At 63.4% G+C, this 26856-nt stretch carries 22 protein-coding genes; 6 read left to right on the forward strand and 16 right to left on the reverse strand.

Going from position 1 to position 26856, the window contains the following annotated elements:
- Positions 1-5: 5 nt before the first annotated feature.
- The 3 genes from glp to ACJD00_RS14385 are packed head-to-tail and all read left to right on the forward strand — an operon-like array spanning position 6 to position 2248.
- Entirely contained in the window at positions 6-1268 is a 1263-nt protein-coding gene (gene glp, locus ACJD00_RS14375) for a gephyrin-like molybdotransferase Glp (RefSeq protein WP_418907586.1), read from the forward strand.
- Positions 1261-1749 carry a cyclic pyranopterin monophosphate synthase MoaC gene (gene moaC, locus ACJD00_RS14380; RefSeq protein WP_309409600.1) on the forward strand — a complete coding sequence of 163 codons (489 nt, stop codon included), beginning with the start codon at positions 1261-1263 and terminating at the stop codon, positions 1747-1749. The genes glp and moaC overlap by 8 nt, the downstream gene beginning before the upstream one ends.
- Positions 1733-2248 (forward strand): MogA/MoaB family molybdenum cofactor biosynthesis protein, encoded by a 516-nt coding sequence (locus ACJD00_RS14385; protein WP_418907587.1) that lies wholly within the window; start codon positions 1733-1735, stop codon positions 2246-2248. The genes moaC and ACJD00_RS14385 overlap by 17 nt, the downstream gene beginning before the upstream one ends.
- On the opposite strand, the gene ACJD00_RS14390 is transcribed toward ACJD00_RS14385, so the two are convergent.
- From ACJD00_RS14390 to ACJD00_RS14440, 11 genes are all read right to left on the reverse strand, one after another.
- Complete coding sequence (locus tag ACJD00_RS14390) at positions 2245-2919, reverse strand: FadR/GntR family transcriptional regulator (protein WP_418907588.1); 675 nt, start codon at positions 2917-2919, stop codon at positions 2245-2247. The genes ACJD00_RS14385 and ACJD00_RS14390 overlap by 4 nt on opposite strands.
- Positions 2916-4157 carry an MFS transporter gene (locus tag ACJD00_RS14395; protein WP_418909342.1) on the reverse strand — a complete coding sequence of 414 codons (1242 nt, stop codon included), beginning with the start codon at positions 4155-4157 and terminating at the stop codon, positions 2916-2918. Before ACJD00_RS14395 ends, ACJD00_RS14390 begins: the two co-directional genes overlap by 4 nt.
- Before the next feature lie 329 nt (positions 4158-4486).
- Entirely contained in the window at positions 4487-9121 is a 4635-nt protein-coding gene (locus ACJD00_RS14400; protein WP_418909343.1) for an alpha-L-arabinofuranosidase C-terminal domain-containing protein, read from the reverse strand.
- Between the two features lie 172 nt (positions 9122-9293).
- Complete coding sequence (gene yjfF, locus ACJD00_RS14405) at positions 9294-10289, reverse strand: galactofuranose ABC transporter, permease protein YjfF (RefSeq protein WP_418907589.1); 996 nt, start codon at positions 10287-10289, stop codon at positions 9294-9296.
- Positions 10286-11308, reverse strand: a complete 1023-nt coding sequence (locus ACJD00_RS14410) for an ABC transporter permease (RefSeq protein WP_418907590.1) — start codon at positions 11306-11308, stop codon at positions 10286-10288. The genes yjfF and ACJD00_RS14410 overlap by 4 nt, the downstream gene beginning before the upstream one ends.
- Positions 11305-12807, reverse strand: coding sequence for a sugar ABC transporter ATP-binding protein (locus ACJD00_RS14415; RefSeq protein ID WP_418909344.1), 1503 nt, complete (start codon positions 12805-12807; stop codon positions 11305-11307). Before ACJD00_RS14415 ends, ACJD00_RS14410 begins: the two co-directional genes overlap by 4 nt.
- Positions 12808-12954: 147 nt before the next feature.
- A complete protein-coding gene (locus ACJD00_RS14420; protein ID WP_418907591.1) occupies positions 12955-13938 on the reverse strand; it encodes an ABC transporter substrate-binding protein in 984 nt (327 codons plus the stop codon).
- Positions 13939-14221: 283 nt separating this feature from the next.
- On the reverse strand, positions 14222-15733 hold the full coding sequence (araA, locus tag ACJD00_RS14425) for an L-arabinose isomerase (RefSeq protein ID WP_418907592.1): 1512 nt from the start codon (positions 15731-15733) through the stop codon (positions 14222-14224).
- Between the two features lie 35 nt (positions 15734-15768).
- Positions 15769-16449: an L-ribulose-5-phosphate 4-epimerase gene (locus ACJD00_RS14430; protein ID WP_418909345.1), complete on the reverse strand. Its 681-nt coding sequence runs from the start codon at positions 16447-16449 to the stop codon at positions 15769-15771.
- Between the two features lie 93 nt (positions 16450-16542).
- A complete protein-coding gene (locus tag ACJD00_RS14435) occupies positions 16543-18144 on the reverse strand; it encodes a xylulokinase (protein ID WP_418907593.1) in 1602 nt (533 codons plus the stop codon).
- A gap of 145 nt (positions 18145-18289) precedes the next feature.
- Positions 18290-19366 carry a LacI family DNA-binding transcriptional regulator gene (locus ACJD00_RS14440; RefSeq protein ID WP_418907594.1) on the reverse strand — a complete coding sequence of 359 codons (1077 nt, stop codon included), beginning with the start codon at positions 19364-19366 and terminating at the stop codon, positions 18290-18292.
- A 128-nt stretch (positions 19367-19494) separates the two neighbouring features.
- On the opposite strand from ACJD00_RS14440, the gene ACJD00_RS14445 reads away from it, so the two are divergent.
- The gene (locus ACJD00_RS14445; protein ID WP_418907595.1) at positions 19495-20292 is read left to right on the forward strand and encodes a carbon-nitrogen hydrolase family protein; all 798 of its coding nucleotides are present in this window, start codon (positions 19495-19497) and stop codon (positions 20290-20292) included.
- Between the two features lie 102 nt (positions 20293-20394).
- Positions 20395-21948, forward strand: a complete 1554-nt coding sequence (locus ACJD00_RS14450; protein ID WP_418907596.1) for a long-chain-fatty-acid--CoA ligase — start codon at positions 20395-20397, stop codon at positions 21946-21948.
- A 39-nt stretch (positions 21949-21987) separates the two neighbouring features.
- Here the strand turns inward: ACJD00_RS14450 and ACJD00_RS14455 are convergent, their stop codons facing one another.
- Positions 21988-22788, reverse strand: coding sequence for an enoyl-CoA hydratase/isomerase family protein (locus ACJD00_RS14455; RefSeq protein WP_418907597.1), 801 nt, complete (start codon positions 22786-22788; stop codon positions 21988-21990).
- Between the two features lie 26 nt (positions 22789-22814).
- On the opposite strand from ACJD00_RS14455, the gene ACJD00_RS14460 reads away from it, so the two are divergent.
- Positions 22815-23315, forward strand: a complete 501-nt coding sequence (locus tag ACJD00_RS14460) for a DUF456 domain-containing protein (protein WP_418907598.1) — start codon at positions 22815-22817, stop codon at positions 23313-23315.
- Here ACJD00_RS14460 and ACJD00_RS14465 read toward each other — a convergent pair.
- From ACJD00_RS14465 to ACJD00_RS14480, 4 genes are read right to left on the reverse strand one after another with little or no spacing between them, the layout of a single operon-like run.
- Entirely contained in the window at positions 23312-23917 is a 606-nt protein-coding gene (locus ACJD00_RS14465) for a response regulator (RefSeq protein ID WP_418907599.1), read from the reverse strand. The two genes, ACJD00_RS14460 and ACJD00_RS14465, sit on opposite strands and share 4 nt — an antisense overlap.
- Positions 23914-25041: a sensor histidine kinase gene (locus ACJD00_RS14470; RefSeq protein WP_418907600.1), complete on the reverse strand. Its 1128-nt coding sequence runs from the start codon at positions 25039-25041 to the stop codon at positions 23914-23916. Before ACJD00_RS14470 ends, ACJD00_RS14465 begins: the two co-directional genes overlap by 4 nt.
- Entirely contained in the window at positions 25038-25793 is a 756-nt protein-coding gene (locus tag ACJD00_RS14475) for an ABC transporter permease (RefSeq protein WP_418907601.1), read from the reverse strand. The genes ACJD00_RS14470 and ACJD00_RS14475 overlap by 4 nt, the downstream gene beginning before the upstream one ends.
- Complete coding sequence (locus tag ACJD00_RS14480) at positions 25790-26707, reverse strand: ABC transporter ATP-binding protein (RefSeq protein ID WP_418907602.1); 918 nt, start codon at positions 26705-26707, stop codon at positions 25790-25792. The genes ACJD00_RS14475 and ACJD00_RS14480 overlap by 4 nt, the downstream gene beginning before the upstream one ends.
- Positions 26708-26856: the final 149 nt, after the last annotated feature.

A 26856-nucleotide genomic window follows, 5' to 3' on the forward strand; every position in this document is an offset into this window, starting at 1 on the left:
CAGCCATGGTTTGCACCCTCGAAAACCACCGTGCCGAAGTGCGTGAGCTTCTCGCCGCGGCATTCGATTCGATCGATACCGGGCCCACACAGCTACTGCCACTGTCCAGCGAGTCGCTACCGGGCCGTGCCCTGGCCCGAGCGATGCATGCCCGCCTGCCCATCCCATCCTTCACGAATTCGCAGATGGATGGCTTCGCGGTCTGCGCCGCGGACCTTGCCGAGGCCAGTACAAGTCACCCCGTCACCCTGCCACTGGGTTTTACCGCGGCCGCCGGCGGCGCCCAGGTAATCCACCAGCCAGGGACGGCCACCCCGGTCATGACCGGTGCCGAGATCCCCGCGGGAGCCGACAGCGTGGTACCCGTCGAAGATACCGACCCTGGGGTGTTCACCGATCTGGTTCGCCCGGGTGAGGGAACGCCAAGCGGCAACGTCAGTTTCAGTTCGCCAAGTGCCGCGGGGCGCTTCATCCGCCCGATCGGCGACCAGCTACCGGCCGGAACCCTACTGGCCGAAGCCGGCACGCGACTGACCCCAGCCCTCATCGGTGCCCTCGCCGCTAGCGGGATCCATGAAGTGCCGGTGCGTCGCGCCCCACGGATCCTGCTGTGCACTACCGGTGACGAATTAGCTGCCCCCGGTGAGCAGTTGCACTCCGGGCGCATCCCCGACGCGAACTCACCGATGTTGGCGGCCTTGTTGCGCGGTTACGGAGCACAGGTCAGTACCGCGCGGCTACCGGATGACCCGCAGGGATTTACCGCGCACCTACATAAGCATGCCGGCCGGGTCGATCTGGTACTGACCATTGGCGGTATTAGTGCCGGTGCCTTCGAGGTGGTGCGGCAAGGTCTCGAACCATACGGCGGCACCTTCCATCACGTGGCCCTGCAACCCGGAGGCCCGCAAGGTTTCGCGGAACTCAACTCCTCGCGGGGTCCCACCTTGCCTGTACTCTGCTTCCCGGGCAATCCGGTCAGTGCGTATCTCTCGGCCGAACTGTTCCTCGCTCCCCTGCTACGATCGCTCGCCGGTCTGCCCGAACCGGTCAGCCGTAGCGCCGTGCTGGCCAGCGAGGTTCATTCGCCCGAGCATAAGCATCAGGTGCGCCGAGCCGTCTTCGAACATGGTCGGGTGCGCGTGCTCGACCCCGGCTCACACCTCATTCACGACCTGGCCAACGCGGACGCATTGGTCCATATCCCGGTCGGAGTTTCACATCTGCCGGCCGGATCACGCATCGACACTTGGAGTTTAAATGTCTGAGCCTTCAAACCTCACCCACCTGCGCGCCGATGGCAGCGCCCATATGGTTGATGTCAGCGATAAGGCCGTGACCAAACGAGTCGCAACCGCTCAGGCGCTCTTCGTCACCCGCCCCGATGTGATCGAACAGCTGATGACCGGCAACCTGCCCAAGGGCGAGGCGCTAGGCACGGCACGTGTGGCCGGAATTATGGCCGCCAAACGCACCTGGGAACTTGTCCCGCTGTGCCATCCGCTACCCATTTCCAAAGTTTCGGTGGACTTTGCCGCCGAGGGCGATACCGTGCGCGTGACCGCGTCCGTGACCACCAAGGGCGTCACCGGGGTCGAAATGGAGGCGTTGACGGCCGCCAGCGTGGCTGCACTGACGCTTTACGATATGACCAAGGCCGTGGACAAGCACGCCAAGGTCACCGACGTTCAGGTACTGGCCAAGTCCGGGGGCAAAAGCGGAGATTGGGACCGTGGTGTCACCGGCTAGCAACCCCACCCGGCGGGCCACGGTGGTGGTGGCCTCCACGAGCGCCGCATCCGGCCTGAACCCGGATCTGACCGGCCCGGCTCTCGTCGACTGGCTGCGCGGGCGCGGATTCGAAGTCGACGCGGCTCAGGTGGTCGCCGATGGGGACCCGGTTGGCCAAGCCTTGCGGGCCGCGGTAGAACGGCACGACGACGTGGTGATTACCACCGGCGGCACCGGTGTATCACCGAGCGATGCCACTCCAGAGCAGAGCCAGGGCTTATTGGACGTGGTACTGCCCGGCATCATTGAGGCTATTCGCCGACGCGGTGAAGCTCAGACGCCGCTTGCGGTGCTAACCCGGGGCGTGGCCGGCTTTGCCGGTAACACCCTGATCGTGAATCTTCCTGGCTCCCGCGGCGGGGTGCGCGATGGGATGGCCGTACTTGAGCCATTGCTCGATCATCTACTCGACCAGCGCCGCGGCGCTGGATCCCACGGACCACGCGGCCGAGCTTAGGGCATCCAGCCCATGCAGTAGTCGAGGTTCGCAATCACCGTACGGGCGGCAGCCTCATCATCGGCGGCCTCAATGGCTTCGACGAGCGCTTCGTGTCCTTCACGCAGGCACCCGTCAAAACCTTCGGCCAGGCGCTGGGACATTTTGGTGCCGTGAAAGACATCCCCGAAGCTCTCGTAAAGTTCGTGCAGTAGTGGCACCCCCGAGGCGCGCGCCACCTCGAGGTGGAAGGCCCAATCCGCTTGCGACCACGCCGAAAAGTCCTGGCGTTGCCAGGCGTCGCTACGCTGGTCCAGGAAGTCCCTGAGCCGTTTGATGACCTCTTGGTCGCTGGCCCGGGCAGCCAGCCGCGCCGCTTGGGTGTCGAGGGCAAAGCGCACCTGCAGCACGTCGTGGTCCGAATGCTCGCGGTACACCCGTTGTGCGGTGCCGCAGATTTCACTCGTGGCTCGCACGTAGGTGCCATCGCCCCGGCGCACCTCGAAGATCCCCGAGTGCGCCAGAGCTTTGATAGCTTCACGCAATGTGCCACGTGAAACACCCAATTCGGCGATCAACTCCGGCTCGGCCGGGATTCGCTGACCCACGGCCCACCGCCCATTAGCCACGTCCTGGCGTAACTTACTCATTACTTCGCCGGCCAGTGGCGGGCGCATCGCCGACGTGCTCATGAGCGTGCCTCCGGCGCAGCGCCATCGACCTCAATGAGCTGTCGGCGGTCGGCGTCGGTGCGCAATCCGCCAAGCTTGTAACAGAACACCAACTGAATAACAGCCAACACCAGCACGATCACCAACCCAACCGTCCATGAGCCAAGGGCGCCCTGTAGCAAGCCGAGTGCGAAGGGTCCGACGGCGGCGATCAGGTAGCCCACCGACTGCGCCACCGTGGACAGCGCCGTGGTTTCCGCCGCCGTCTCGCCGCTTCGGCTCAGCATGAGCATCACCAACGGGAAGATCCCAAAGCCCAAACCGATCAGCACCGCGGAAATCAGCGACAGACTCACCGGAAGCACTAACAAGGTAAGGAAGCCAAGAACGGAGCAGCTTGCGGTCAGCACAAAGGCAGGGCGCAGCAGATGGGGCTTGGCGGCCATCCACAACAAGATCATCACTGCCGGGATGCTCACCCCTTGCACGATTCCCAGCATGAGTCCGGCGGCTGCCGGTTCTAGGCCGCGCGAGATAAGAATATGCGGCAACCAGCTAACGACCGTGTATACGAGTAAGGATTGAACGCCGAAGACGGCGGTGAACAATAGTCCCTTGCCCGTGGCCAGCAGTGGCCACGGTGAAACGTGGGCCCCGGTGGTGGTTTTGCCGCGCCCGCCGGCGAATGACAGCGGAATAAAGGCCACCAATGCCAAGCTTGCGGGAATCGCCCAAAGCGCCAGAGCCGTAGTGGGCGAACCGACCTGCACCGCAAGCGGAACACTGACGGCGGAGGCGAAGGTTGCACCGATGGACATGGTGGTGGTGTAGGCGGCGGTCATGGACGCCGAACGGTGTCCGTGGTGTTCGCGAATGAATGAAGGCATAGCCACGTTGCAGACCGCCAACCCACACATTCCGACCACCGTGCCACCTAGTAGCGCCCACGTGGAGTCGACGACACGCAGGGCGAGCCCGGCGGTAAGAAGCACCAGGGACAGTGCGATACCCAGTTCGAGTCCGGTACGGCGAATGAGTACGCTGGTCGCCGCTCCGGCGACGGCAAAGCAGAGCACCGGGATGGTCGGTAGTAGCGAGGCGACGAAGGTTCCGTAGCCCAGTAGTTCTTGAAGTTCGTGGAAGAGCGGTGAGGCCGAAGCAATACCCATGCGGAGATTCAACCCCACCAAGACCACCGCTACGACGGCCAACGTTCCGGTTATCCATGGTGCCGGGCGGGTCACCGAGGTCGCGGGCATTGGGGGCGTAGGTGCAGAGTTAGTGGTCACTCTTAAACGTTAGACGTTTGATGTTTACCCTCGCGAATTATGTGGTGAAAACCATGAGGAAGGTGTGGCTCGATGATTCAGGGGCACGCTTGATTCGTCATGCCGCAACCGCATGGTCAACATGAAACAGCGACTCGACCCGGCACCTCCGCTTGGAGATACCGGGCCGAGCCGCTATATGTACGCCGCTCGCTAAATCTTCTCTTGCCAGCGTCGATTGATGGGGCACACTTCACCATTTGCACGGCAAGCTGTGCACCGTTGTCTACCGCGCGGTCGCGTCCAATTCCACTCTTACGTCAGCGGTCGGACGATCCGGCGGTAGCCATGCGCAGGAAGGTGACGGAGTACGCCGGGACCTCGTAGTTCAGCCCGTGCTCCCCGGCCGCCACTTCGAAGTCACGCGGAATCACATTCTCCGGATCTTCCTTGGTGTTTTGTGCTTCCGGTGCCGCTACCAGTTCGGTGGCCTTAACCGGGCCCGCGAGGTTAGCGTCCGAAACCTCGATGGCCGCCTGCGTTGCCGTACCGGTCGGGTTGACCAGCTTGACGATCAGCTCATCGGTGTCGGCGTCGCGCGTCACCACCTGGTAGAGCGGCTTGGGTGCAGGCTCGGTGTATTCCAGCTGCAGCTCCCCGTCGAGGTACATCTTGATGGTGTTCCCCTCGACGACGATCTTGACCTGGTAGTCGCGTCCGGTTTCGACGGAGATATCCTTCCCGGCCGCGACTTCACCCTGACGGGCGCCGTCGGCACGTTCAAGCACCGAGCGGGTGTTGCCCCAGCCACCGATATTCCACCAGTAGAAGTCATCCGGTGCCCCGGCCGCGAAACCGACCATGAACCCTTCCGATCCGGCTTCCTTGCGGGCGGTGAGCTCCAGGGTGTAGTTGCTCCAGTCCTTGTTATAGCCATCGGCGATGACGCTACGCGCGTCCTCCGTGCCGGCGTCCTGCTGCACATAACGACCGTCCACGACCTGCCAGTCGCCACCCTGCGCCTCCCACTGCGAGGCATCGGAGAAGTCGTCGGCGAAGAGCGTTTCGCCACTTGCGTTGTCGGTGACCTTGACGTTGTCATAGGCGGCCTTGGTCAGCCAGCTGGTGAGGAAAATACCGCCACTGAGATCCGCGGCGCTGGAGGTTTCCCCGCTGAGCTGCGAGGGAACGACCTGGTCGCCGACGTTATTCATCCACAGTTTCTGGTTGTAGTAGTTCACCGAACCCCAGGCTTGGTCGTTATCGAACCACATCATGTCCGGCGACCACTGCACGTAGTCCTCGTTGGCAAACATCGGCGCGTAGGAGGCCATCTCCACCACATCGGAGTTGCGTTCCAGACCGGTCATGTAGGCCGCTTCGGCCAAGGCGTTGGCGAAGGTGTTTCCCCGCGAGGCGTACTCGCCGAGGAACACATGCGGACCGTTGCGATCGTAGGAGTCATAGCGTTCGTCGTTGCCCAGGAACCAGGAGGGGTCGTTGTAGTAGTGCTCATCGACCATGTCCACGCCCTGTTCGCGGTTGAACTTCCAGAGCTCATCAAAACGCGTGCCGGCATCGTCGGGACCGGTGTTGGAGATGATGGTGACCTCTGGGTACTTTTCGGCGATCGCATCGCGGAACTTCGGGAAATTGGCCTCGAAGGTCTTGGTGTTCTCTTCGTTGCCTAGCCCGATGTACTTCAGGTTGAAGGGCTCCGGGTGACCGAGTTCGGCGCGCTTGGCGCCCCAGGTGGTGTTGGTGTCCCCGTTGGCGAATTCGATCAGGTCCAGGGTGTCTTGCACCCAGACGCCGATGCGTTCGTCATCGGTCATCTCCGGGATATTCGAGCCACAGCCATTGGCACCGACCGAGACCACCGGCAGCGGGGTGGCGCCCAGGTCTTCGGCCCACTTCATATATTCCAGATAGCCGATGCCGTAGGACTGGTTATACCCCCAGAAGTTCCAGTTGGTGGGCCGCTGTTCGATGGCCCCAATGGTTTCCTTCCACTGGTAGGTACGCTGGCGGTCCTGACCATCCGAGTCGAGGTAGGTGTCAAAGGTACCCACATTGGTGACACAGCCTCCGGGGAAGCGCAGGAAACTCGGCTTGAGTTCCTCCACCATCTCGGCCAGATCCTTGCGCAGCACGGACTTGCCGTTGACCGGCCCGACCCAGGTGTCCTGCGGGAAAAGCGAGACCATATCCAGACGCAAGGTGCCTGCCGCGCCGGCGGCAACCTGCAGGCGCCCGGCATCGGTGGTGCGTTGCGCGGTGAGGGTTGCGGTGTATTGCTTCCACTCATCGCTGCCGTCGATGGCCACCGTGACGCTGCCAAGATCCTGTTCTCCGGTGGCATCGGTGAGGCTCACCTGGAGGTCTTGGGCGGTCGCGGAGCGGGCCCACACGCTGAAGTCGTACTTCTCGCCTTCTTTCAGCGCCACTCCCTCGTTGTACGAGGTGTTGCGCACCCCGTCACCGGCTGCACTGGCTTCAATCTGCAGGTAGGCACGGTTGGAATCGTTCAGCCACTGCTCGCGCTCGGAGGCGACCTCGATTTTACCGCCGCCGACGGTCTCCCAGGCGGTTAGGCCGTGGAAGCTCTTATTGTCGCTGGGCGCAAATTCGAAGGAACGGTTCCGCACCAATTCGGCGTAGATGCCGCCGTCGGCCGCGTAGTTGATGTCTTCGTAGAAGGCACCGTACATGGTGTCGCTGATGTCGTGGGCGGTGCCGTCACCGTCGATGCTCAACGTGTGTGCACCGACTTCCCCGGAACCCAGGCTCAGGCTCACGGCCTGGTCCCGGCTACCCAGACGCAACGATCCATCCTCGTGCTGTACGACCCAGGCCTTGGCCTCATGCTTGGCATCAGCCAAACGCAGCTTTAGCTTGCCGCCGCCGGCATCCACCAGACGCCACGCGGCACCGTCCTTCTGGCTCAACTCGAGCTTCTTGCCGCGCACGGAAAGTTCGCCCTGTTCGGCCACGATACGCAGCGGGCTCGTTTCGCCATCGGCCTTCAGCGTGGAGGCGGTGAAGCGCAGGGTTTCGGTCGGGCGAGTTTCGCTCAACGACAGGCGCTGGTGCTTATCGGTGACGAGGTACCGTTGCTTGCCCGGCCCATCGAGGGTGAAGGAACCGGTCGGCACCACGTCCTTGGCTCCGGCTTCGCGCAGCCAGAAGCTATCGAAGCTGGCCGTGTGCCCGGTGCCGTCTTGGGCGGCCAAGGCGTACAGACCCACCTGGGTCACATCCCAGGAGACCGTGAATTTGGCGGCTTCGGCCCACTGGCCCTCGGAGTCACCATAGAACACGGTCAGTTCGTTGCCGGTGCGGTCCAGACGCAACCATTCGGTTTTCGACCCCGGGCGCGGGGTGAAGGACGAACCAAAGACACCGTCGGTTTCGGCGGCGGATTCGATGACCACCGGTCCCCCGGCGGCGCTGTTGACATGGGCCAGTCCGGCGCGCACGTAATTATCGAAGTCCTTCCAAGCCAGCAGTCCGGCGCCCTGGAAGTCCTTGGAGACCGGGGCGGTCAGATGCGTGGCCACCGAGAAATCCCCGGCGGGGACATCGACCATGAACAGGTTCTTCGCGTCGTTCGAGTCCTGCCAGGTGTCTCCGCGCTGCGAGGTGATCTGCAGTGCCGAGTCCTTGAGCTCCCAGCTTCCAGCCTGTTCGTTCACAATGTTGAAGCGCTCGTTCAGCTCGACTGAATCGAAGCCCTCGGTGAAGGTTCCCTCGGGCAATTCGGGATCCGGTCCGGGCTCGACCGGCGCCGGCGGCTCCGGCTCCTCGGTCTCGTCGGCCGGCGGGAAGGCCTCGATCAGGGCCTGCTGTTCGGCGGCGGTAATCGGCAGCACGGTGCCGTGACGCGGGCTGGAGGGCAGGTCGATTTCCGGGGCACTGCGCCAGTCTCCGCTGGCCAGATCGTCGGTTTCGAACACCATGTAGCCCTGGCCACCGTGGTAGGAGGGCTGGTCGATCATCAAGTACCAGCTGTCATCGCGTAGCGAGGGGAACATGGTCGGACCCTCGCCGGAGGTAAAGGTCCCACCCCACGGATTGGGCTGCCCGACACCGATCTGCTCGGTAATCAGGTTCCACCCGTCGCCCTCGGTTACCCCTTGGGTGCGGAGCAGCTCCGGCGAGGACTCCATGCGCACGCTCATGTCGCCTTCGTCCTTGGTCAACCGATAATAGGTGTCGTCGACCTCGGCCACGGTGGAGTCGATCATCCCCAGGCCGTCGCCGCGCTTCTCATCGATCCACAGCTTGGGTTCGGAGAAGTCCACGAAGTCGGTGGTGGTGGAGTACATCATGCGCTGGTAGGAGTCGCGAATATTGCGGTCCTCCGGGGCCACCTCGTCCGGGTAGAGGGCCGAGGCCCAGTAGACCACGTACTGTCCGGTGGCTTCATCCCAGTGGGCCTCGGGAGCCCACAGGTTGCCCGAGTTCTCCGGGGCCAGCTCGACCTCGCGCTGTTCGGACCAGTTGATCAGGTCATTGGATTCCCAGATCATCAGTGAACGGCTGCCCATTTCCTGGGCGTCGCCGAAGCTCCCGCCACCGTACATCTTCAGGTCGGTTGCCAGTAGGTAGTACTTCGACCCGTCGGGCGAGCGGATCAGGAAGGGATCGCGCAGGCCCTTGGTGCCCAACTCGGATTCGAGCACGGGCTTACCGTCGTTGAGCGTGTACCAGCCATCCGGGCTATCGCCCTTGGAGACCGCAAGGTGGATCTTTTCGCCGTCATCGCTGCCTTCCCCGGTGAAGTAGGGGAAAACATAGGCTTCATGCTCCTCGGCGGGTGTATCGTCGGCCGGTTGGGCCAATGGCGTGGCCGGCCGCGGAAGTTGCGGCACGGCCGCCGCGGCGCTGCTGACCGGCAGCGTGAGGGAGACGAGCAGTGCCAGCGGCACCGCCCAGCGTTTTCGTTGGTGCATCACAGCTATAAACCTCCGTTATGGTAGGTCGACGTGCTAACGTCGTGATGGCGCGCGTGGGCATTTGACAGTTGAGCCACTTGCGCTGGGAAACACCGCCGGATGGCGGCGAAAATAATGGGTCAGAGTTCGGCGCCGGTAGCCGCCGACCTCTGACCCGCACCCGGACGGGTCAGGTCCGCCGCAGGGTGAGTATGCGCTGGAGGATCACGAACACCAGCAGCAGCACGCCGATGACGATCTTGGTCCACCAGGAGCTCAGGGTCCCCTCGAAGGTGATGATGGTCTGGATCAGACCCAACACCATCACGCCGAGGACCGAGCCAAGCACAAATCCGGTGCCGCCGGTGAGCAGCGTTCCGCCGATCACCACCGCGGCAATAGCATCAAGCTCCATGCCTACGCCCGTGAGCGCGTAGCCCGAACGGGAAAACATCGCGAAGAGCACCCCGGCCAGGCCGGCGCAGGTCCCGGAGATCACGTACACCATGACCTTGGTGCGTTCGACGCGTAGGCCCATGAGCGTGGCGGACTGTTCGCCGCCGCCCACCGCGTAGACGGTGCGGCCGAAGCGGCTGCGGTGCAGGACCCACCACGAGACCAGCAGCACGAGAGCGGCGATCACCACCGCGGCGGTCAGCCGCCAGCGTCCGGAGGCCATCCCCCAGTTGGTCAGGGCGATGAAACCCTCATCGCGGATCGGCACAGATTCGGGGGCGAAGACGAAGCACAGGCCGCGGGCCAGGAACATGCCCGCCAGCGTGGCCACGAAGGGTTGGACCTCGAAGTATTGGATCATCACGCCCATACCCAGCCCGAGCAGTGACCCGGCGGCGATGGCTAGCGGTAGCACGAGCGCTACGTTCCATCCGGCGTTGAGCAGGGTCGCGGTGATGACCGAGGATAGCGCCAGCACCGAGCCCACCGACAGGTCGATACCGCCGGTGAGGATCACGAAGGTCATGCCCGCGGCCAGCACGATCAGGTGCGCGTTGTTGATGAAGAGGTTGGAGATGACCGCCGGGGATAGGAAGTTGTCGTAGCGTAGCCCACCGATGACGAGCATGAGCCCGAATACGAGCATGGTGCCCAGTACCGGAAGGTAGCGTCGGTCGAGTTTGGGCGGGCGGAATGTGCGGGTGCCGGCGAGCGCGGTTGCGGTGCTCATGCGTTGACCTCCTGGTAACGGCGGCGCTCACGCAAGCCCGCCAGCATGCCACGCAGTCGTGGCGACATCATTAGGGTCACGGCAATCACGACGATCGCCTTGAACATTGGGGTCACCAGCGGGGAAATGCCCAGTACGGTCACCGTGAGGTTCAGCGTGGTAATGATCAGCACGCCCACCAAGGTGCCCCCGAGGTTGAATTTGCCCCCGGCCAGCGAGGTACCACCGATCACCACCGCGAGGATGGCGTCCAGTTCGATAAACAGTCCGGCGTTATTCGCGTCGGCGGCCATGGTGTTGGAGGCGAAGATCAGCCCGGCCAGGCCGGCTAGCGCGCCGCAGAGGGTATAGACGGTAAAGACCAGCGTCTTGGATTTCACGCCGGCCAGGCGACTGGCATCCGGGTTGATGCCCACGGCCTCGAGCAGCATGCCCAGCGCGGTGCGGCGCACCAGGAGTGCGATCACGATGAAGACGCCGTAGGCGATCAGTGCGGCCACCGGAAGACCGAGCAGGAAGCCCGAGGCCAGCGCCGCAAACGGCGCGCTGTTCACGGTGGTGATCTGCCCGCCGGTGATCAGCATGGCCACGCCGCGACCGGCGGTCATCAGGATCAGCGTCGCGATAATCGGCTGAATGCCTAAGCCGGAGACGAGAAATCCGTTGAAACTACCCAGCACGAGGCACAGTCCGAGGGCCACCACAATGGCACCGAGTGCGGTGCCCAGCGATCCGGGGTCGTCCGACCCGGCGATAAAGGTCAGTGCCACGGCTCCGGCGATGGCCACCGTTGCACCCACCGACAGGTCGATGCCGCGGGTGGCGATCACCAGGGTCATGCCCAGCGACACCAGCAGCAGGGGTGCGCTATTGCGCAGAATGTCGATCGGGGCCCCGAAAAGGTGTCCGTCAAGGACGCTGATGCCCAAGATGTCGGGACGTTTCAGGGTACAGGCCAGTAGCAGCGCGGCCAGCGCCACCACGGGCCAGAAGAGTCGATGTTTGTAGATGCGAGTCATTTGCTTTCTCCCCCGTTGGCGATGACTTCGATCAGCTGCGGAACGTCGACGTCACGGGTGGTTGGGATTTCTGCGACCTTCTTGTGATCGCGCATCACGGCGATGCGGTCGGAGAGGCGCAGTACTTCTTCGAGTTCGGCGGAGATGAACACCACCGCCATGCCCTGGTCGGCCAGTTCGGAGACCAGGTTCATGATTTCGGTTTTGGCACCGATGTCGATGCCGCGCGTGGGCTCGTCGAGCAGCAGCAGTTTCGGGGCGGTGGCCAGCCAGCGGGCGAGCAGCACCTTCTGCTGATTGCCGCCGGAGAGGTTTTTCAGTAGGGCGTCCGGGTTGGCCGGGCGCACCCCGAGGGCCTTCATATAGGCCTCGACAATTTGCTTCGCCTTGGTCTTGGGCAGTGGTCGCATCCAGCCGCGGGCCGCTTGCAGGCCCAGGATGATGTTCTCGGCCACCGTCAATTCCCCGACCACGCCCTCTCCCTTGCGGTCTTCGGAGGTATAGGCGATCTTCTGGGCCAGCGCCTGGCGTGGGGTGCGCAGTTTGAGGTCGCTACCGGCGGCCCGTAGCTGGCCGCTGTCGGACTTGTCGGCCCCGTAGAGCAGTCGGGCCAATTCGGTGCGTCCCGAACCGAGCAGGCCGGCCAGGCCGATCACCTCTCCGGGGTACAGGTCCAAGTCGAAGGGCTCGACCGCGCCCTTGCGTCCCAGCCCCACGGCCTGCAGCAGCGGGGCGCTGTCCTCGGTACGCACCGCTTTGCCGCGGCGTTCGGTGGCCACGCCGACCTCGGCGTCGCTGGTGCCGGCGATCATCAGCGAAACCAGTTCGCGTTGCGGCAGGTCGGCGGTCATCCGCTCCTGCACTAGTTGCCCGTTGCGGAGCACCGTGATGCGGTCGGAAATGGCGTAGATCTGGTCCAGGAAGTGCGACACGAAGAGGATCCCGACCCCTTCCTCGCGCAGTCGGCGCATCACCCGGAAGAGCTGCTCGACTTCGTCGGCGTCGAGCGACGAGGTCGGCTCATCGAGAATGAGCACCTTGGCGTCGACCACCATGGCACGGCTAATCGCCACGAGCTGCTGCACGGCGAGCGAATGCGAGTCCAGGGAGCTGGCCGGGTCGATATCTAGTCCCATGCGTTCAAGGTGCACGCGCGCCTGGGCACGCATCGCCTTCCAGTCCAGGCCGCCGAAGCGCCTGGGTTCGTTGCCCAGCATGATATTTTCGGCCACGGTCAGGTTGCCGCAGAGATTGACCTCTTGGTAAACCGTGGAGATGCCGCGTTCGCGGGCATCGGCTGGACCGCCGAACAGGGTTTGCTTCCCGTCGACCACGATCGTGCCGGCGGAGATTTGGTTCACCCCGGTCAAGGCCTTGATCAGGGTGGATTTGCCGGCACCGTTCTCACCCATCAGCGCATGCACTTCGCCGGGGAAGAGCCGGAAGTCCACCGAGTCCAGCGCCTTCACGCCGGGGAACTCGACGCTGATGCCGGTCATTTCGACCACCGGGCGGGCACTTCCCGCGAGCTGATCGGTGGCGGCGTTCTGCCGCTGGTGGGGAGTTGATGCAATCATGGCCTTGCCTTCAAGGGGTTCGTCTAAGGGTGGTGGCGGTGGGCTCGAGCCCACCGCCAAACCTGCTGATTAGTACTGGCGATTCGGTAGCGCCTCGGCTGCCTGTTCCTGGGTAAAGGCGGCGTCTTCAACAACGATGCGCTTCTCGACCGGCTCACCGGCCACAACCTTCTTCGCGATCTCGGCGAGGTCTTCACCAAGCATCGGGTTGCATTCGACGATGTAGTTGATCTTGCCGTCGGCCAGGGCCTGCATGCCGTCCTTGACCGCGTCGATGGTGACGATCTTGATGTCGTCGCCCGGCTTCTTACCGGCGGCCTGAATGGCTTCGATGGCGCCTAGACCCATGTCGTCGTTGTGGGCGAAGACCAGGTCAATGTCGTCGTGCGAGTTCAGGAAGCCTTCCATGACCTTCTTGCCGCCGGCGCGAGTGAAGTCACCGGTCTGCGAATCGATGATCTTGGCATCGCTGCCCTCGATGGCTTCGGCGAAGCCTTCCTGGCGATCCAGCGCCGGGGCAGAGCCGGTGGTGCCCTGCAGTTCGACGATGCTCAGCTGGTCTCCGTCGAAGTTTTCCTTCACCCATGCTCCGGCGCGACGTCCCTCTTCGACGAAGTCCGAGCCGATGAAGGAGGCGTAGAGGCTGTCGTCGGTGGTGTCGACGGCACGGTCGGTGAGGATCACCGGAATACCGGCGTTCTTGGCTTCCTGAAGCACCGCATCCCAGCCGGTTTCAACCACCGGGGAGAAGGCCAGCACGTCCACGCCCTGTGCGATGTAGGAACGCAATGCCTGGATCTGGTTCTCTTGCTTCTGCTGGGCATCCGAGAAGCTGAGCTTGAAGCCGTTTTCCGCGGTCAGTGACTCTTGGATCGACTTCGTGTTCGCAGCGCGCCAACCGGATTCCGCGCCGACCTGGGAGAAGCCAAGGCTGATGGTTTCGCCGGCGCCTGCGGATCCGCCGTCACCTCCGGATGAGCAGGCGCCGAGCGCCGCTACTGCGACCATGGACAGGGCGGCGAGGCCGCTGCGCAAAAAGGTCTTTCGCTTCATTGAGATTCCTCCTTGAGACCGACCCGCTAACGGGTCGGAAATGCATCCATTTGGACGCGAGCTAATGTGCCGATGGTCACAATGTTAGCGCTAACAATTCACCCAGTAAAGAGTTCGACGCAGATATGACCGGAATTTTTTCCCGATGCAACGGGACTCGATCAGGCACCACGCTCACAATGAAAAAGTCGGACTACTAACAAGTAACTGACGTCACAAAGTTAGCAGTCCGACCCCTTGCGCACTGAATCGCGCGCGGTCAGCCGGCGTTCACCGACCCGCCCTAAAGCCCCTCGGCCAGACGGTAGTAGGCCTGGTTGAAGCGCACCGTCTCGGCGAAACCACGCCGCGTGGTGTGCTCATCGATCACCAGCAGTTCGGTGCGGGCGATCTGCGCGAACACCTCAAAGGCCTCCAGCCCCGCGGCGGTCGACATCACCGTATGGTGCGCACCACCGGCGGTCAGCCACGATTCGGCGGAGGTGGAAAAGTCCGGACGCGGCTGCCACACCGCACGGGCAACCGGCAGGTGCGGCAAATCCTGCGGCGGAGTGACCACATCGACCACGTTGGCCGTGAGCCGGAACCGCTCGCGCATATCGGCCAGCGAAACCACCACGGCGGCCTCGCTCGGCGCGGCATTGAACACCATGCGCACCGGATCCTCGCGGCCCCCGATCCCCAGCGGGTGAATCTCGATACGCGGGGTATCGGTGGTCAACGAGGGGCAGACCTCGAGCATATGCGCCCCGAGAATCAGCTCTTGCCCCGGCGTCAGATCGTAGGTGTAGTCCTCCATGAGCGAGGCGCCACCGGCAAGTCCGGCGCCCATGACCTTGGCGGCCCGCACCAACACCGCGGTCTTCCAGTCACCCTCGGCACCAAAACCGTAACCCTTGCTCATCAGGCGTTGCACGGCCAGGCCGGGTAGCTGACGTAGCTCGCCCAGATCCTCGAAGTTGGTGGTGAAGGCCTTGGCCCCCTCGCGCACGAGGAAGGCCTCGATGGCCAGCTCCTGGCGGGCGGCGTAACGTAGCGAGTCATGGCGCTCGCCCCCGGCACGCAGCTCGGGGACCACCTCATATTCGCGCTCGTAGAGTGCCACCAGCTCATCCACCTGCGCCTCGTCGACCGCCGCGACGGCCTCGACCAGGTCGTTGACCGCCCAGGTGTTCACCGAAACTCCAAAGCGCAACTCGGCCTCGGTCTTATCGCCCTCGGTGACCGCCACATTGCGCATATTGTCCCCGAAGCGCACCAGTTTCAAGCCCTGCGTGGCGGCCCAACCGGCCGCCCCACGAATCCAGGTGCCGATGCGCGCGGTCACCGCCGGATTCGACACGTGCCCCACCACGGTCGTGCGCGCGGCACCAATCCGCGTGGCCAGATACGCATACTCGCGATCTCCGTGAGCGGCCTGATTCAGGTTCATGAAGTCGAAGTCGATGGTGTCCCAGGGAAGTTCGACATTGGCCTGGGTGTGCAGATGCAACAGTGGCTTGCGTAGCGCGTTGAGTCCGGCGATCCACATCTTCGCGGGGCTGAAGGTATGCATCCAGGTGATCACCCCCAACACCCGGTCATCGCTATTGGCCTCGAGCATGGCACGACGGATTGCCTCGGCGTCCTTGAGCACCGGCTTCCAGACGATACGGGCCGGAATCTCATCGCTCTGCTCCAGGGTCTGGGCGACTTCGCGAGATTGCTCGGCTACCTGGGCCAGGGTTTGCTCGCCGTAGAGATCTTGGCTCCCGGTAAAGAACCAGACCTCCTGCTGCGCGTACGCTTTGCTCATTTCCGTTAATACCTTTCAGCTTGTTCCGCGGGCCGTTACTTCTGGCCGTAGACGTTTTGGTAGCGGTCGTAGAGGGAGTCGATGGCCTCGGGTGCGATGGCCAAAGGGTCGCCGAGTTGCCGGGCGATATGTACTGTGCGGGCAACCTCTTCGCACATCACGGCGGCCTTAACCGCCGAGCGGGCATCGGCTCCGATGGTGAAGGGCCCGTGGTTACGCATCAGCACCGCCGGGCTGCGCGAAGCGCCGAGGGTTTCGACAATGCCGCGGCCGATGGAGTCATCACCGATGACGGCGAAGGGACCCACCGGGATGGAGCCGCCGAATTCGTCGGCCATCATGGTCAGCACGCAGGGAATCTCCTCGCCACGTGCGGCCCATGCGGTAGCGTAGGTGGAGTGCGTATGCACCACACCGCCAACCTGCGGCATCTGCCGATAGACATAGGCATGTGCCGCGGTGTCGGAGGAGGGAGCCCGGCTGCCCTCGAGCAGTTGCCCATCCAAGGTGCACACCACCATGGACTCGGCGGTCAGTTGCTCGTAGGAGACCCCGGAGGGCTTGATGACAAAAAGGTCGGCGCTGCCGTCGGGCACCTCGGGGTTGGCCACACGTTGGGACACGTTCCCTGCGGTCCACACCACCAATTCGTAGCGGGGCAGTTCGGCGTGCAGCTCGGCCACGGTCTGACGCACCTGGCGAAGCTGTTGGATCATACTGGCCGGGTAGGCGGCCAAGGCATTGCTGGTGGACATGGCGGTCCGTCTCTTTTCTAGGTTCCGATTCGATGTCTAGGGCGCACCTGCCCGTTAGAGGGCCTCGGTGGCGGCGCGTTGCACGGCCAGGCCGGCGCTGTAGCGATTCAGGTAGCTGTCGTAACCGACGACGTCCGCTTCCTGAGGTGCGAGCACCGCAGGTTGGGTGGCGGCGAAAATCTGTCGTTGCAGGTAGTCGGCCAAGTCCTCACGGGCCCCGCTGCCCATGTAGGCGGCTAGGACGGCGATCCCCCAAGCACCGCCCTCCCCCGCCCCTTGCCCGACGGCGACCGGGGTTCCGATGGCAGCGGCCAGCATTTGCTGGGCGACACCAGGGGTGCGGAACAAGCCGCCATGGGCATGCATTGTCTCGATTTGCACCCCCTGCTCGGTCAGCACGCGCAGACCCAATGACAGCGTGGAGAACACCGCATAGAGCTGGGAGCGCATGAGGTTGGCCAAGGTCAGTTGCGAATCTGGACCGCGCACCAGAAGCGGCCGTCCCTCGCTGAGGCCGGTAATGGGTTCGCCGGAAAGATTGTTGTAGGCTAGCAGGCCTCCGGCGTCCGGGGAGCCCTGGCGGGCCGCGTCGAAGAGCGTGGCATAGACCTGTGTGGCATCCACCTGATGCCCCAGTCCCGTGGCGAACTGCGTGAAGACCTCGGCCCAGGCGCCGAGCTCACTGGCTCCGTTATTGCAGTGCACCATGGCCACCGGGTCGCCGCTGGGCGTGGTAACCAGATCGACCTCGGCGTGCGCACCGCGCAGCGCTCGTTCGAGAACGACCATGGCAAAGATGCTCGTGCCGGCCGATATGTTGCCGGTGCGCACGGCCACCGAATTGGTGGCCACCATGCCGGTTCCGGCGTCCCCTTCCGGCGGGCAGAGCGCGATACCCGCCTGCAGCGTGCCACTGGGATCCAAGAGCCGCGCCCCGTCGGCGCTCAGGAATCCGGCATTCTCCCCGGCTGGCTTCACTGTCGGCAACAGGGCGCGAAGCCCTCGGGAACCGAGCCGGTCCCCGGCCAATTCGTCGAAGGAGGCGATGAGCTTAGCGTCGTACTGTCCGCTTTCGCTATCGATCGGGAACATCCCCGAGGCGTCCCCGACGCCCAGCACGAATTCTCCGGTGAGCTTCCAGTGCACGTATCCGGCCAGGGTGGTCAGCCGGTCCAGCTGCGGTACATGCTCCTCGTTATCGAGCATGGCTTGCCAGAGGTGAGCAATGGACCAGCGCAAGGGGATATTGCACCCGAACCGTGCGCTGAGTTGCTCGGCCGCGACGGCGGTGTTGGTATTACGCCACGTGCGGAAGGGCACCAGCAGTTGCCCCTGCGCGTCGAAGGCCAGATAGCCGTGCATCATCGCGGAAATGCCGATGCCGGCCAACTGCCGCAGCGAGGTGTGATACTCCAGTTCGACCTGCTCGGCCAGCGCACCATAGCAGCGCTGGATCCCTTCCCAGACGGCCTCGAGGCTGTAGGTCCAGAGCCGGTTCTCATAACGGTTCTCCCACTGATGCTCCCCGCCGGCGAGCACATCCCCATTGGGTGCGATCAGCACCGCCTTGATGCGGGTGGAGCCAAGTTCGATCCCCAGATAGGCACGCCCCGAGTCGATGTCGCTGCGGGCGGTCTGAAACTGCTGCGTGCTCACGGGTACTCCTTGAGTAACTCCTCGTACGGTGCACGAGAAGCGCTGAAATGTGGTCTGTCTCCAAAAATGTTAGCGCTAACATCTTTGGCTCACAAGCCCCCATGGCAATTTCAGTTTCTAGCTCCGGGCTTCGGCGCCCGGCAAGTTAGTCCTTCGCGGCGCGTGGCGGCGCGGTGGACGCGCGCACAATCAGCTCCGGCTCCAGGGTGGCCGCAAAACGCCCTTCACCACCCGGCTCCCCGGCGGACAGCGCCGAGAGCGCACTCATGGCCGACTTGCCCAGGGCCCCAAAGGGTTGCCTCACGGTGGTCAATGCCGGGATATAAAAAGCCGAACTCTCCACATCATCAAAACCCACTACCGACACATCATCCGGCACTTGCAAGCCACGCTCCCAGAGTGCTCGCAGGAGACCCAGCGCGATGTAGTCGTTGGCCGCGAAAACCGCGGTAGGACCCTGGCCGGCGGCAATATCGTCGGCAACTTGCCGCCCCACCGCATAGCCATCGGCAGCGCTCCAGCCCTCGGCGCGGTACTCTCGACCCTGCACCGCATGCTCCTCGAGCACCTTTCGCCACTCCGTGCGGCGCTCGGCGGCATCGATCCAGTTCTCCTGGCCCACCACATGGGCGATCTGCCGGTGCCCCAGTTCGATGAGATACTCGGTCACCGCCCGCGCGCCGAAACGCTGGTCCGCGCAGACGTAACGCAAGGCATCCGTGGGCTCTGCCAGCGGGTTGGCGGCCACCACGACCACCGGCACATTCAACGAGGCGCGCTCCACCACCTGGGCCACCTCCGCCAGCGGTGCCACCACGATGATCCCGTCCACTCCCTGATCAACCAGGTGGCCCAACGCCAGTTGCGCACCGGCCGCATCGGAGGCCTCCAGAGAACTCACCGAAACGAAGTACCCCTCGGCTCGCGCCGCCGATTCAATGCCCAGCACGGTATTGGCCGGTCCGAAATTCGAATTTCCCACGGTCAGAATGCCAATGGTGCTGGTTCGTGCGGTAGCCAGCGCGCGTGCTGCCCGATTCCGCCGGTAGCCCATCTGCTCAATGGCCTGCAGAACACGCTGGCGGGTGTCTTCACGGACATTGGGGTGGTCGTTGAGGACTCGGGACACCGTTTGATGCGACACCCCGGCCACCGTGGCCACGTCGGCCATCGATGGTGGTCGCGAGTTTGTCGGTTCCGCATCCCTGTGCTCAGTAGTCATTGTCTTATTATTACGGATGATTCTCACCAGCGGCAGGACTTACCGACGTGCGCTTGCCGCACGGGAGCCAATATGGGCCAACTGTGCCAAGATGGTGGAACGCAAGCGTCCACAAGGCAGGGATGATGATGAAAATTGCACTCGCACAAATTTTGAGCACGACCAGCCCAGCCGAGAACCTCGAGCTGCTGCGCACCCACATCGCCGACGCCGCGCGGCAGGGCGCGGATCTCATCGTCTTTCCCGAAGCCTCCATGTGCGCCTTTGGCACCTCGCTATCCCCCATCGCCGAACCCCTAGATGGCCCGTGGGCCAGCGCCGTGCGCGCCGCCGCCGAGCACCATGGGATCACCGTCGTCGCCGGCATGTTCACCCCGGGCGCCGACAAGCACACGGTGCGTAACACTCTGCTCGTCACCGGCCCGACGGTGGACACCAGCTACGACAAGATCCACCTCTACGATGCTTTTGGCTTTCACGAATCGAAAACCGTCACCCCCGGCGAACACCCGGTAACCTTCGAGCTCAACGGCATCACCATCGGCTTGGCCACCTGCTATGACGTGCGCTTCCCCGACCTCTTCCTGCAGATGGCCGAAACCGGCGCGGTAGTCAATATCGTGTGCGCATCCTGGGCCTCGGGCCCCGGAAAGGCGCGGCAGTGGAAGCTGGCCACGCGGGCCCGCGCCATGGACAGCACCACCTTTGTCATCGCGGTCGATCAGGCCGATCCGGCTACGGTTCGCGACGACGTACCAGCCGGCACGCCACTGGGCGTGGGGCATAGTGCGGTCATTTCCCCGACAGGGGAAGTCATCAAGGATCTCGGCACGGCTCCGACCATGCAGCTAGTGGGCATCGATCCAAGCATTATCGATCAAGTTCGTCAGGCCCTGCCCGTGCTGAATAACGCCCGACTGCGCTAGGTCCCCGCGCGAATTGAAACTGAATCTCTTGATTTGAGACGGCGTTCCACTAGGATGATATGTACTGTGATACACGTCACCCAATGCCAAGGAGATCCTTCCATGCAGCGCCCCGCCTCGAATCTCACCATGTCCGTCGCCGCCCTGCTGGCAGAATCCGCCAAGCGTCATGCGGATCGCCCCGCGATCACCATGAGCGGGATTACCACCAGCTACCGTGAGCTCTGGGATGAGACGCGTGCCTACGCCGGGGCACTACGCGACGCCGGGGTGGGCCCTGGCGATCGCGTCGCACTACTGATGCCGAACGTGACAGATTTCGCCCGCGTTTACTATGCGGTGCTGAGCCTTGGGGCCATTGCGGTCCCCATCCATGCACTACTCAAACGCCAAGAAATCTCCTACGTGTTGGAGGACGCCGAGGCCAAGGTGCTTATTTGCGCGGCCCCGCTGCTCGCCGAAGGAACCGCCGGGGCACAAGCCAGCGGTGTGCCGGTCTTCAGCGTGCTGGCACCGACCGAACTGGGCACCGACCGGCTCGAAGAGCGTGCCGCCGCCAGCACCCCCATCGACACCTACCTGCCCCGACACCCCGAAGACATCGCTACGATCCTCTACACCTCCGGAACCACCGGCAAACCCAAAGGGGCCATGGGCACCCACCTGGCCCTTGTGGAACAAACCGGGGCACTGATCGGAGGAACACTTGAAGTCCAGGCCGGTGACCGGCTCTTTGGCGGACTACCGCTCTTTCACACATTCGGGCAAACAGCGGTGCTCAATGTGGGAATCCGCGCGGGTGCCGAAATCATCCTGCTGCCAAAATTCACCGGACCCGATGCACTGGATATCGTGCTCGACCAAGACGTGGACGTGTTCTTTGGGGTGCCGACCATGTATATCGCTCTGCTCGAAGCCGGCAAGGCCCGCACCGAGCGGCCCAAGTCATTGCGCTACGGGGTATCCGGGGGCGCGGCACTTCCGCTAAGCGTCTTGCAGGGCTTTGAACAGCGCTTCGGCGCGAAAATTCACGAAGGCTACGGCCTCACCGAAACCTCACCGGTGGCCTGTCTCAACCATGTCAACCGCGAACCCCGGCCAGGAACGGTCGGCACCCCGATCTGGGGTGTGGACGTCGAGATCGCCGACCCCACCGAGCCCGGACGCATCGTGTTGCTCGCACGCGGCGAACTCGGCGAAGTGGTCGTGCGCGGACACAACCTTTTCTCCGGTTACCTCAATCGTCCCGAAGCCACCGCCGAAGCCATGGTCGATGGCTGGTTCCGCACCGGTGACCTGGGCACCAAGGACGAGGATGATTACGTGCGCATCGTTGACCGAACCAAGGACATGATCCTGCGCAATGGGTACAACGTCTACCCACGCGAAGTCGAGGAAGTCCTCATGGAGCATCCGGGGATCACCAACGCCGCGGTCTACGGCGTCAGTCACGAAACACACGGCCAAGAGATCGCCGCCTCCATCACCGTGGCCGAGTCCTCCGGGCTCGACGCCGATACGGTGCGGCAATGGGCTGCCGAGCGCATGGCCGCATACAAGTACCCGCGGCTCGTCGAGATCGTCACCGAGTTTCCGCTGGGCCCAAGCGGCAAAATCCTCAAACGAGAGCTGGTGGCGCGGCACGCTCAAGCCTAAGAACCGCGGTCCATACGTCGGTTCGGTACCATTCTTTTGCTACTGGACCGACGCGGACCACGGGCGAAAATCAGGGCGGCGTTTCTGCTGGAAGGCTGCCCGCCCCTCGGCCAAATCGGGATTGGCCCCGTTCTCAGCCCAGACACGTTGCCAAAACTCCGACGAGTCGGCGTCTTCGGCGCGCTCGAGCAGGTTCATCGCCTGCTTGCTCCGGCGCAGCGCGTAGGGGGAATTCTCCGCCAACTGCTGCACTAGCTTCGCCACGCGCTCGTCCAGGTCCCGGGCCGGAAGCACCTCGGTAAACAACCCCCAGGCGGCTATCTGCTCGGCCTCGAGCCGGAGTCCGGAAAAGAGCAAATAGCGGGCACGGCTCTGCCCCACCGTATTCACCAGCCGCTCCAGGCCCCGCCGCGGGAAGAGCAAACCGATTTTCGCCGGGGTGATGGCTAAACGCACGTCCTCGCAGGCCAGTTGGATGTCGCAAGCAGAAGCCAGCTGCCAGGCGCCGCCGTAGCAGGTGCCGCGCACGAGCGCGATCACCGGTTTCGGGCAGTCGCGCAGGGCCCGATCGACCGCGTCAAAATGATTCACGACTCCGTCCGGGCCGTCGAAGAGCACTTCGTCCATGCGATCGATGGCAATGCCGGCACAGAAATGCTCGCCGTCGCCGGTGAGCACCAGTACGGCCACGTCGGCGTCCTCGCTACAGCGTGCAATGTGCTCGATCAGTTCCTGACACATCTGGCGCGTCAGGGCGTTGTACTGTCTCGGATTATGCAAGCGCAGGGTGGCCACGGAGTGTTCGATACTCAGTTCAATGCCAGCTGTCGGAAGACTCATGACCTTAGCGTGTCACACTGGGGATCGTGGATACACAGATTTTGTTCTCGGTGCTCGCCGCCGCCTTGTTGATCGTTTCGGCGCTCGGCACGATTTTCCCGGTTTTGCCCGGGTCGCTGTTGACGATCGGCACCCTGATCGGCTGGGCCGCACTGATGGGCACGGCCCCGGCGTGGTGGGCCGCGGGGATCGGTGGCGTGCTGGCCTTGTTGGGTTTTAGCGCCTCGGCGGTGCTGACCGGCAAGAAGCTCAAGGAACACAATATCCCGCGTGGTTCGATCCTGATCGCGCTACTAGCCGCCATTATCGGTGCCTTCGTGATCCCCGTGGTGGGCCTGTTTATCGGTTTCGCGATCGGGTTGTTCGCCGGCGAAAGTGTGCGGCGTCGAGACGCCCACGGTGCGCTTGGATCGTCGTGGGCGGCGTTGAAGGCGATGGGCGTGGGTATCCTGGTGGAATTCGGTTGCGTCGCATTAGCCTCATCGGTCTGGGTGGTCGGCATGATCACCCACTTTGCGACCCGCTAGATCCAGCCGCGTTCTTTTGCCGCATGGGCTGCCTCGATGCGGTTGGCGGCACCGAGTTTGCCGATCGCATTCGATAAATGGTTGCGGACCGTTCCGGCGGATAGGTGCAATTGCCCGGCAATCCGCGCCACCGGGCCTCCTGCGGCAGCCAGCGAAAGCACTTCGCGTTCGCGCTCGGTCAGGGGATTTTGCGCGGTTTGTACGCTGAGCATCGCCAGTTGCGGGTCAATCACCTTGCCTCCCCGATGTACCCTGCGAATGGCCTCGACCAGTTCGGCCGGTGGCGCATCCTTCACCAAGAATCCTTGAGCCCCCAGATCGAAGGCCTGCCGGAAGTAGCCCGGACGGTCAAAGGTGGTGACGATGATGATCTTCACCTCCGGGTGTGCCACACGTAGCTGTGCCGCGGTCTGCAAGCCGTCCTGCCGGGGCATTTGTACATCGAGCAGCGCCACGTCGGCCGGGTGCTCGGCGAGCGCCGCGAGCACTTCGTCGCCGTCGGAACATTCGGCGACCACCTGAAGGTCGGCCTCCAGGTTCAAGAGCGCGACCAGCGCCCCGCGCACCAGATGCTGGTCGTCGGCAATGATGATCCGGATCATCGCTGGTCCCCCTCGGTTACCGGAAAGGTCAGGCGTACGCTGACGCCACCTAGATTAGAGGTGCCTAGTTCGAATTCGGCCCCGAGCAGTCGGGCACGTTCATACATTCCACGAATGCCATGTCCCGGTTCGCTGCCCTGCAGTCCATCACCGTCATCATCCACGCTCAGCGAAGCCGGTCCGATCACCACGCGGACACGGCTGGCATGCGCATGCCGCCACACGTTAGTGAGCGCCTCCCGAAGAATCCATGAGGCGTGCGAACGCCACCGTGTCGGGATCATATCGGGTTGCCCGATGACGGTGAACGAAATGCCGTTGGCCTCGCACGCCTCGCGCACCGCGGCTAACTGTTCGGCTAGGTCGTGGTGACTCAGCCCTTGCACGGTGGTGCGCACCGAATCTAGCGCGGCCACGGCCAGTTCGGAGAGCTGTTCAACCTCGCTACGTGCTTGTTGTACCTTGCCGTTATCGATCAGCCGCAGGGCCAGCTGGGCCTTTAGGTTCAGTGCTGTGAGTGAATGGCCGATGCCGTCGTGCACGTCGCGCGCCATCCGTTCCTGCTCGCTGAGGACGAGGAAGTCGGCGCGCACCGCTTCGGCGGCGACGGACCGCTCGATGGCCATCACGGTGATCAGGTACACCACCATGAGCACCACGTTCAGCCCGATGAGGAACAGGGCTCCGAGCAGCACATCGTAGATGAGCGGTAGCGCGAAGCAGAGCACCAGCACCACGGCGTAGGTTGCATAGACGGCCGGACGGCGAAGCAGGAACGCGGCGTAGGAGGAGATGAAGGGCAGCATGCTCAGCACGCCCGCATCGAGTAGCGGTATGGAGCCCAGAACGAGAACACAGAGCACCGCGAAGTAGCCATACGCTTCGAGGCTTCGCGTTCCGCCGTGACCCACCGTGTGGCTGAAGCGAGCATAGCCGCGCACATAAATCACGGCGAAGAGCACGATGAGCCCTATCCCCAGTACCTTCAGTGGTAGCGGATAGGGCTCCTCGAGCAGCGCCATCAGCGGGAAGGTCAGAAAGATCAGCCACACTCCGGAAATAAGCCATCCATGCTTATTCCAGAACTGTTCCGCTTCATCCGGCGGTAGCGACCGTTCGCTCACTGCCGGGCCTTGGCCTTCCGAGTGGCCGCGACGGCGAAGATCGCGAAGATGACGGTCCATGCCACCAGATTAGTCACCGGAATCCACAATGCGTCCGGTGCCATGCCGGTGAATTCGGGAACATCGCGCATCAGCGGGTAGCGGGCCAGCGCCACGAACCCGTACATCGGGGTGAATCGTGCGATGTCCAGCATGAGGCCGCTGAGCGGCATAAATACGTTGCCGAAGAAAGCGAAGAAGACCAAAAGTCCCGAGGCCAACCCCAGGGCCGATTCCGACTTAAACAGCATGCCTACGCCAATGCCGTAGCAGGCAAAGATCAGCGACCCGCAGAGCGTAATCAGATAGCTCACCGGCCAAATCCAGCCTTCGGCCACGGTGGCCCCGGTACTGGCTCCCAATACGAAAACCAGCGCGGAACTCAGCCCTGCAACGGTAGTCGCCACAAACATCTTGCATGCCACAAAGGAAGCGGCAGGCATACGCGTCATCGCTATCTGGCGGCCCCAGCCCTGCATGGTTTCGGTGGCTACCGTTCCGGCAATGGCCACTGTACTCACCGCCGCACCGTAGGCAGCCATGGAGACCATGATGTAGAACTTCACGTTGCCAGCCCCGGCTTCCTCTGCGGAGTACCCCGGCAGGGTGCCAAAAAGCAGATACATGGCGGCGGGCAGTAGCAGTGCGAAGAGCAAGTTATACCCGTCGCGCAGGTGTCGGGTGAACTCAATGCGGATATAGGTGGCATTCATGAGGGGTCCTTGGTTAGCTGGATGAAAGCATCTTCGAGGCTAGGGGCGGAAATCTCGAGGTCGAAGGCACCGAGTTCGCCCAACAGCCTGGCGGCTAAACGGTCGGAATCTTGGCAACTGAACTGCACGCGCAACCCGTTGCGTTCGACAATGCTTACGTTCGGGTCACTGGCTTCGGCGGCCGCCACTGCCTGGGCGTCGGGTAGGGTGGCGGTGACATGCCGACCCGAGATCAAGGAGCGAAGTTCGCTGGTCGCTCCGTCGGCGATGATCTGTCCTTGCCGCATGAGCACGGTGCGTTCGGCGAAGCTCTGTGCTTCCTCCAGATAGTGGGTGGCGAAAATAATGGTGCGCCCGGTCCCGGCATCTTCGCGCATCGAGGCCCAGAAATCACGGCGTGCCATGACGTCCATGCCGGCCGTGGGTTCATCGAGGATCAGCACATCCGGGTTTGGCAGCAGGGCCAGAGCGAACTTGACGCGTTGTTGCTCGCCGCCGGAGCACTTGGCGATTTTCCGCTTAGCGATTCCGGTCAGCCGCGCCCGCTCCATCACTTCGTTCACCCGTTCGGGGACTTCGTGCATGGCGGCGATCACGGTGACCGTTTCACGTACCGTGAGATCGCGTAGCAATCCTCCGGTCTGCAAGACGGCGGATAGCCGGCCGCCGAGTACCGCCTGCTTAGGCTTCAGCCCCAGCACTTCGACCTCCCCCGAGGTGGGAGTGCTCAAGCCCAGGATCATGTCCACCGTGGTGGTCTTCCCGGCGCCGTTAGGCCCTAGCAGGGCCATGATTTGGCCCGAGGGAATCGACAGGTCGATCCCGCGGACCGCATGGACGGTGTCACCGAGACCGGTAAAGGTTTTAGTCAGCCCCGACAGTGTCAGGGCCTGGGTGGCTGTCTGTGTTTCCATGCCTCTAGTCTTCGCCACGGCACCTAACCGGCAGAAGATCAAAAAGTCATGTTCCACCCATGACAGCTGTCATGCCAGAGCCGGGCAAAGCATAACGTGAGGCTGCCTACTTGTCATGGGAAAAGCCCAGCAAGTTCCCGTACTGTAAG

The organism is Glutamicibacter endophyticus, assembly GCF_048457885.1.
GTDB classification, from domain to species: Bacteria; Actinomycetota; Actinomycetes; order Actinomycetales; family Micrococcaceae; genus Glutamicibacter; species Glutamicibacter endophyticus.